This is a genomic window from Oleiphilus sp. HI0079 (assembly GCF_001635105.1).
Map to the genome: position 1 here is coordinate 1 of NZ_LWFT01000367.1, position 5,865 is coordinate 5,865.

The following is a 5,865-nucleotide window of genomic DNA, read 5'->3' on the forward strand; positions in this document are numbered from 1 at the left end:
TGAGCTCGCGACGCTTGCCGGCCTAGTGCAAAACATTGGGGCAGTGCCGATTATTGAGCATCTCGATCATTATCCACAGGTGATGAAGATCGAGCAAAAAGTGGATGAGCTCGTTCAGAAACTTAAGACGAAGATTGGCCCTAAACTTCTTGAAGACTGGGGTTTTCAAGATGAGCTGGTGCAGGTGGCCGCGAACAGCGGAAACTGGGGGTATCGTTCCGAAGGTGATGCAGCCAACTACGTTGACATCGTGGTGGCTGCACAGGTGCACACGCTGATCGGAAAGAAGCAGCTCAAAGATCTCCCTAACTTTGCAGAGATTCCGGCATTTAGAAAGCTTGGTGAGAGTGGTCTTACGCCAGAGCAAAGCCAAAAAGTGCTGTTAGAGGCGCACCACAGAATTGCTGAGCTTAAAAAACTGTTGTCGTCAAACAACATTCCAACATTGGCCTAGACAAGATTTAATCGGGTCGACAATCGTTCTGCGCTTGAGAGTAGGTTGGGGTGAGGCGAGTTTCTTTAGTGCCGCTGATAGAGAAGGGTAAAAAGGGTATAGAGGTATCTAAATCGCCTAAGGAGGGTTACCAGAGCATCTTGGCTTTCATGTTGTAAAAAGCTTCAAATGCTCTGGTAAAAACCGAACCGCAAATGATTTTGATATGAGCGGTTCGGTTCTCTTACATTTCGACCAGTTCGAAATCACTGACTCTCCATGTTTTTTCAAACCACGCTTCTAGAGGTCCGTATAGTCTAAAGATCGTATTCCAACCTTTTCCTGGAACCGTTTGAATCCAGTTATTTTCCATGCCCTTCGGCGCTTTCGGACCGATGTAGATGTCATAAGAGCCATCATCATTTTGCACTAACCCTGTTTTGTTACTATCAATGCCTGGGAATTGCTCATCGGTTTGCAGCATGGATCGGGTCTGGTTGTCATAAATAGTAAAGGACCAAAAATCCTTCATCGGGGCATTCGCCGGTACGTTTACTTTATAGGTCTTGTCGCCATCAAAGGTGTTACCGTCTTTGTCTGAATACGCAATCGCATATTGTGAGCCCTTACCAATGAATTTGGCTGACATAGCCGGTGTGATGCCCGTTGCGTAAAAGTGAAAAGCGCTTCGTGCATCGAGTAATCTCGCTCCTTCGTGCTCAAATAAATGGCTGCGATAGGCGAGAGGGTTTATCCACTGACTGTTTTCATACAAATAGAAGTAATCGCTTCTTGGTTTAGACATTTGGGTTCGAACGATGGCAGCGCCGATCTTGGCAGCTTCATCCAATATCTTTTCCATTCGCTCATCAGGCTTGAATTCCTGACCTTTTTTAATGCCGATTGCTGCAAGCGTGCCAAGTATTTCTTCGTTCTCTCCGGTCAAGGGCTCTGATTGCACAACCGTGTTAATCTCGCTGTATATCTCAGCATCCATTCGGTGGATCGTGTTGTGTGGCACCCCAGATGCGTTGACAAAGTTCATCTTGGGCGGGTTGCTCTTCTTCGAGAGAGGGTAGATTTTGAAGAGGGACTTTGTCTCATCGACGGCTGGCTTGGGGCTGCCATCTTTTTGGAATCCGCGCCAAATGACCCAATGACCATAGGTCTTCGTCGGAACCACAAAGTAACCTTCTTTGGGCACCTCGCCCTCAAAGTCTGGAGGGAGGATTAGGAATTTCCCGCCTTTGCCTTTATCTGGACCTAGTCTTCCAAAGTCGGCGACGTATTTAAACCAGTGGTCGTCGATGATGCCTAGAACATCTGGCGGTGTTTCGATGACCATCGGCTCGTCTCCTAGCTCAAGCCAAGACGCCATATAAACCGACGTGGTGTTTGGCGTAAGCCACAAAGATTTAGAATCCATGAGGTTTTCAAACAGAACAGCCGTTTCGTTTGCTGGTCCGAATGATAGTAAGCCTTGTTTTAGTGCCGCCATCGAGGCAATTTGAATGCCATTCACGTATGCATTGACTGCATTCTGTAAGTCGACATAGTCGTATACTTTTTCAGCGGTCTCTGGCTGAGGTACGCCGTCAAAAAAGCTGAGCTTGCCGAGTGTTTGGGTATCTAGCTCGTTAGGTGTTGAAATGCCATCCGGAATATCGGTAGTCATTTTCATTGTCTTGGGCTTAGCATGATCATGCGCGAGTGCCACTGAATGCATCGTTAGGGCGCTCACGGCAATGCCTACGCTGAGCAAGGTTGCGGTTTTTAATGGTTTCATCCATATCACTCCAGTTAGCCAATGCCTTCTTCGAAATGAAGCTATTGGTTATAAGACTCTAGATGCTGCCAGCGTCGCTTTTTGTATGCTCAAAAAACGCGGTGCTGGCAACGGGCTTATTTATAGAAACGTACTCAATTCGCCTTGACGGCGGAAATAATCGGATCTTTCTTTGCTTCCATTACTTTCGGGTTGACGCCGTAATGGCGAGACGTAAAGGTAAAGTCGTTGCCTTTGGTGTCTATATTGTTTTTCGCGTCTTCACCACAATTGAATGAAATGGTGATCGTTCCGTCCGCATTTTTGTCCCAGGTATTTGAGCTAATGTGCCGAACACCATCCATCAGGTACTTGTCGGAGTCGTACGCAGTGATCGACGTGAAGAACTTGTTCTTAGGATCTTCAAACGTCGATGTGTAGCATGTTGAGGCTTTCATGATCGGACTATTTGCATACTTATTACCAACAAACGCCTCAGGACTAGCACCTCCCCATCCGGCTGCGTTTTCCAGATTCCATTGGTGTAAATCAGTCACTAGGTCAGATGTTCTTGGGAATGTATAAGTGAAGTTATCCATGCTGTTCACTTCGGCCGTATACTTCTTCACCCACGTCTCTACTTCCTCGTAATCATAAGGTTGGATCTTGTAGTCGGTCGCGAAGTTCAAGTCTGATGGGTCGACTTTTTCTAGCATCTCTTTAGAGAAGTCGATGCCATTCTCAGTACCAGAGCGATAAATGAGCATCGCGTAATCGGACTCTATTGGCAGCTCATACTTGCCATCTTCAACAACATAGTGCTGTCCATGGCCTCGCTCAGTAACGACTTGCACCGCCATATAATTGTCGGTTTCAGGGATTGAGAAAGTAATTTTTCCTTCTACTGCTTTTACAATCGCAACTCCGTATAAGGTGTCATCGTTCATTTGCACAGTTGGCGCTTCCTTTCCTCTAGGAGGTAAGCCCGGCATTTTTACAAACTGTTTTGTTGCCCCTTTACTTGCCCAATTGCGAAAATTACGCGCGGTTTCTGCATGCGTGAAGTTTTCTTCCGTTACCTTGATGGTGTTTGCTTCCTCTGCAATTGCAAATTGCACGTTCGCCATTGCGATTGTAAAGGCGAATAAAAATAGAAGTTTGGCTCGTTTCATCAATAATTCCTCGTTGTGTTGTTATTTAACGGCTTTGACTGTTGGTAAAACCCTAAATCCGTCGCGGCTGACTGTTTCGCTCGGTTGATAATGGCGAACACCCAAGTTGAAAACGCCCGAGTCATTTTGAGTTTTGATGTTATTCACCGCATCATCCCCGCAGCCAAAGCTTAGTGTGTATGTTCCGTCTTCGTTCGGCTTCGCTGTGTTTGAGCTTAGGTTTGCAAGATCATTAAACATAAATCCTGCTTTGTCATAAACAGTGACGGACCAGAATGCTTTGTTTTTTGGATCTTCAAAGTTGGCTTGATGACAGGTGTCTGAAGGGTAGTTGCCAGACACTTCGTAGATATTGTCGATTTCCTGTGCGCCGCCCCAACCAATTGCGGCACCCACTTCATATTTCTCTTGCGTGAATTTTTTGTTCGATTCATCTGTCGGCGCGGTGAACATACCGACTAGCGCATCTTTGCCGTCGCGCTTGGTGATCCCAGGCATTTTGGCCTTTAATGTAGTCTCGACTTCTTTGAAGGATGCCTCGTTCACCGGTTCTGCCATAAATGGCATGTCACTGTTGGCGGCAATCGACATTTTGTCCTGAATTTTGGCGGCTTCTTCTTCCGACAAGGTCGCATCGAGTCGAACCACGATATACATATGGCTTCCGATATGTGTTTTGAGGTCGAATGTACCAGCGCCATACATCATTGGCTGAATACGATGGTCTTCTGTGACAGGCTGAACGGAAACATATTTGCCCTCAGGCACTTCCGGAATGGTAACAGAGGCACCCTTTGATACATCGATGACGGCAAATGAGTAATATGTATCTCGATTCATTCTTACGACCGGTTGCTGATCTGTAGGCGTAAGCTGTCGCTTATGCAAAAACGTGTTTACACCAGCTAAGTCTTGGTTTTTCAAAAGTTGGTGAGAGGTCTCTGCTGTCGGGTAGCTCTCGGGCGTTACTTTTAAACCATCGCTTGCGAAGAAGCTTTTCAGGTTACCAACTGGTTCAGCAAAAGCAGCGCTTGCTGCCATGAGTGTTGTCAACAATAGCGGCGCGACTGCTTTGTGAATGATTTGCATTTTTTCATCCTTCGATTAGATCAGCTATTTTAATTCTTGGGTGCGCCTTGGATGCGCTTTGGATGGATAGTTTAATTTGCGCTGACTAAACTACAATGTATTTGATAATGTAACAATACATTGAAGTAGCCGCTTTTGTCAGTAAGACTGTTACGGCTTTAATTATAAAAACTTGTTAGTGACAACAATGATAAAGATAGGTGTTTCCTCTGTTCGCGCTTTAACTACCTTATTTCTGTTCGTGGCATTATCTGTCAATGACGCTTATGGACTATACGTTGAAGAGGCGCCTGAGTCGGATATTCCATCTGCGGATAACATTGGTCCTGTAGATGCATCGCCCGAGATTCCGGTCATTACTTTCTCGAAAGTGAAAGGCGCACCAGTTATTGATGGGGTACTTGATGATCCCATCTGGGCTGAAGCACAGATTTTTAGCATCGACTATGAGCTGTACCCAAAGCGCTATGGAAAGGCTAGTGTTGAGACTTACGTTTATGCGTTGTTGACTGATACGCATACCTTTTTCGCGTTCGATGCGCGAGACCCAGATCCAAGCCAGATAAGAACGGCATTTCGAAATCGCGATGCGGTAAAGGAAGACGATTATGTTTCTTTGGTTGTTGATCCGACAGGTACTGGTAGTAAAAAATATGAGTTTCGTGTAAACCCGAGCGGTGTGTTAACGGATGTTCTTCAGAACACTGTCGCTGATCGTTATTACTATGACTGGGATTCTAACTGGATTGCCGAAGCACAAGTAACGGACTCCGGTTACATTGTCGAAATTGCCATACCGCATCAATCGATTCGTCTTCCAAAGCATGAGGATGACACTGATCAAATGCTGCTGTTGATGTTCAAGCGGTCCTATCCGCGTAGTACAGATAAAACGCTTGGCTCTATGATGTTGGTCAAGAGAGCGAAGGAGCAGGAGCTGGCTGATGCACGTGCTCCCTTAGCGGACTCTGAGGCAATGAGTGCCGCAGAGAAGGTTGAGTACGAAAAGCGGGTTCAGCAGCAAGAGGAGGATATGGGCGCGAGTGCGCAGATAGCCTCTAAGCGAGATTTGTACGGAGTTCAGAATGTAGAGGTGACGCCGCACTATATCCTCCATAAGGATGACGAGCGTGACCCAGGTGATCCCGAGTTTGAACAGTCTAGCAATTACGACATTAATGAGTTTGGCGTGGATGCAAAGGTGCGTTTTGGCACCAATAAAACCTTGGGCTTGACGGTTAACCCGAACTTTACAGAGGTCGAGTCAGATATTGCCAGAGATAGTATTAACAATCCCTTTAATCCCTTCAAACCTGAAAAACGAAGCTTCTTTCAGTCTGGCTCACCTGTCTACAATACTCTGTTGCCAATGGTGTATACACGTAATATTCGGTTTCCGGAGTGGG

General features: G+C 46.2%; 4 protein-coding genes and 1 pseudogene. 2 read left to right on the forward strand and 3 right to left on the reverse strand.

Annotated elements, in window-relative coordinates; translation table 11 throughout:
- Positions 1-454 (forward strand): annotated as a pseudogene (locus A3750_RS25905) (hypothetical protein); the annotation flags it as partial.
- A 223-nt stretch (positions 455-677) separates the two neighbouring features.
- Here A3750_RS25905 and A3750_RS04870 read toward each other — a convergent pair.
- The 3 genes from A3750_RS04870 to A3750_RS04880 form a co-directional block, all read right to left on the reverse strand.
- Positions 678-2,219, reverse strand: coding sequence for a DUF1254 domain-containing protein (locus tag A3750_RS04870; protein ID WP_068454621.1), 1,542 nt, complete (start codon positions 2,217-2,219; stop codon positions 678-680).
- Between the two features lie 134 nt (positions 2,220-2,353).
- The gene (locus A3750_RS04875) at positions 2,354-3,370 is read right to left on the reverse strand and encodes a DUF1214 domain-containing protein (RefSeq protein WP_068548059.1); all 1,017 of its coding nucleotides are present in this window, start codon (positions 3,368-3,370) and stop codon (positions 2,354-2,356) included.
- Positions 3,371-3,391: 21 nt separating this feature from the next.
- Positions 3,392-4,459, reverse strand: coding sequence for a DUF1254 domain-containing protein (locus tag A3750_RS04880; protein ID WP_068548060.1), 1,068 nt, complete (start codon positions 4,457-4,459; stop codon positions 3,392-3,394).
- Between the two features lie 187 nt (positions 4,460-4,646).
- On the opposite strand from A3750_RS04880, the gene A3750_RS04885 reads away from it, so the two are divergent.
- The coding region (locus A3750_RS04885) for a sugar-binding protein (protein ID WP_156498412.1) at positions 4,647-5,865 on the forward strand (1,219 nt) is incomplete at its 3' end.

Excerpts from the sequence above, each read along its gene's own strand:
- A3750_RS04880 (WP_068548060.1), bottom strand. The coding sequence starts at position 4,459 with ATGCAAATCATTCACAAAGCAGTCGCGCCGCTATTGTTGACAACACTC.
- A3750_RS04875 (WP_068548059.1), bottom strand. The coding sequence starts at position 3,370 with ATGAAACGAGCCAAACTTCTATTTTTATTCGCCTTTACAATCGCAATG.
- A3750_RS04870 (WP_068454621.1), bottom strand. The coding sequence starts at position 2,219 with ATGAAACCATTAAAAACCGCAACCTTGCTCAGCGTAGGCATTGCCGTG.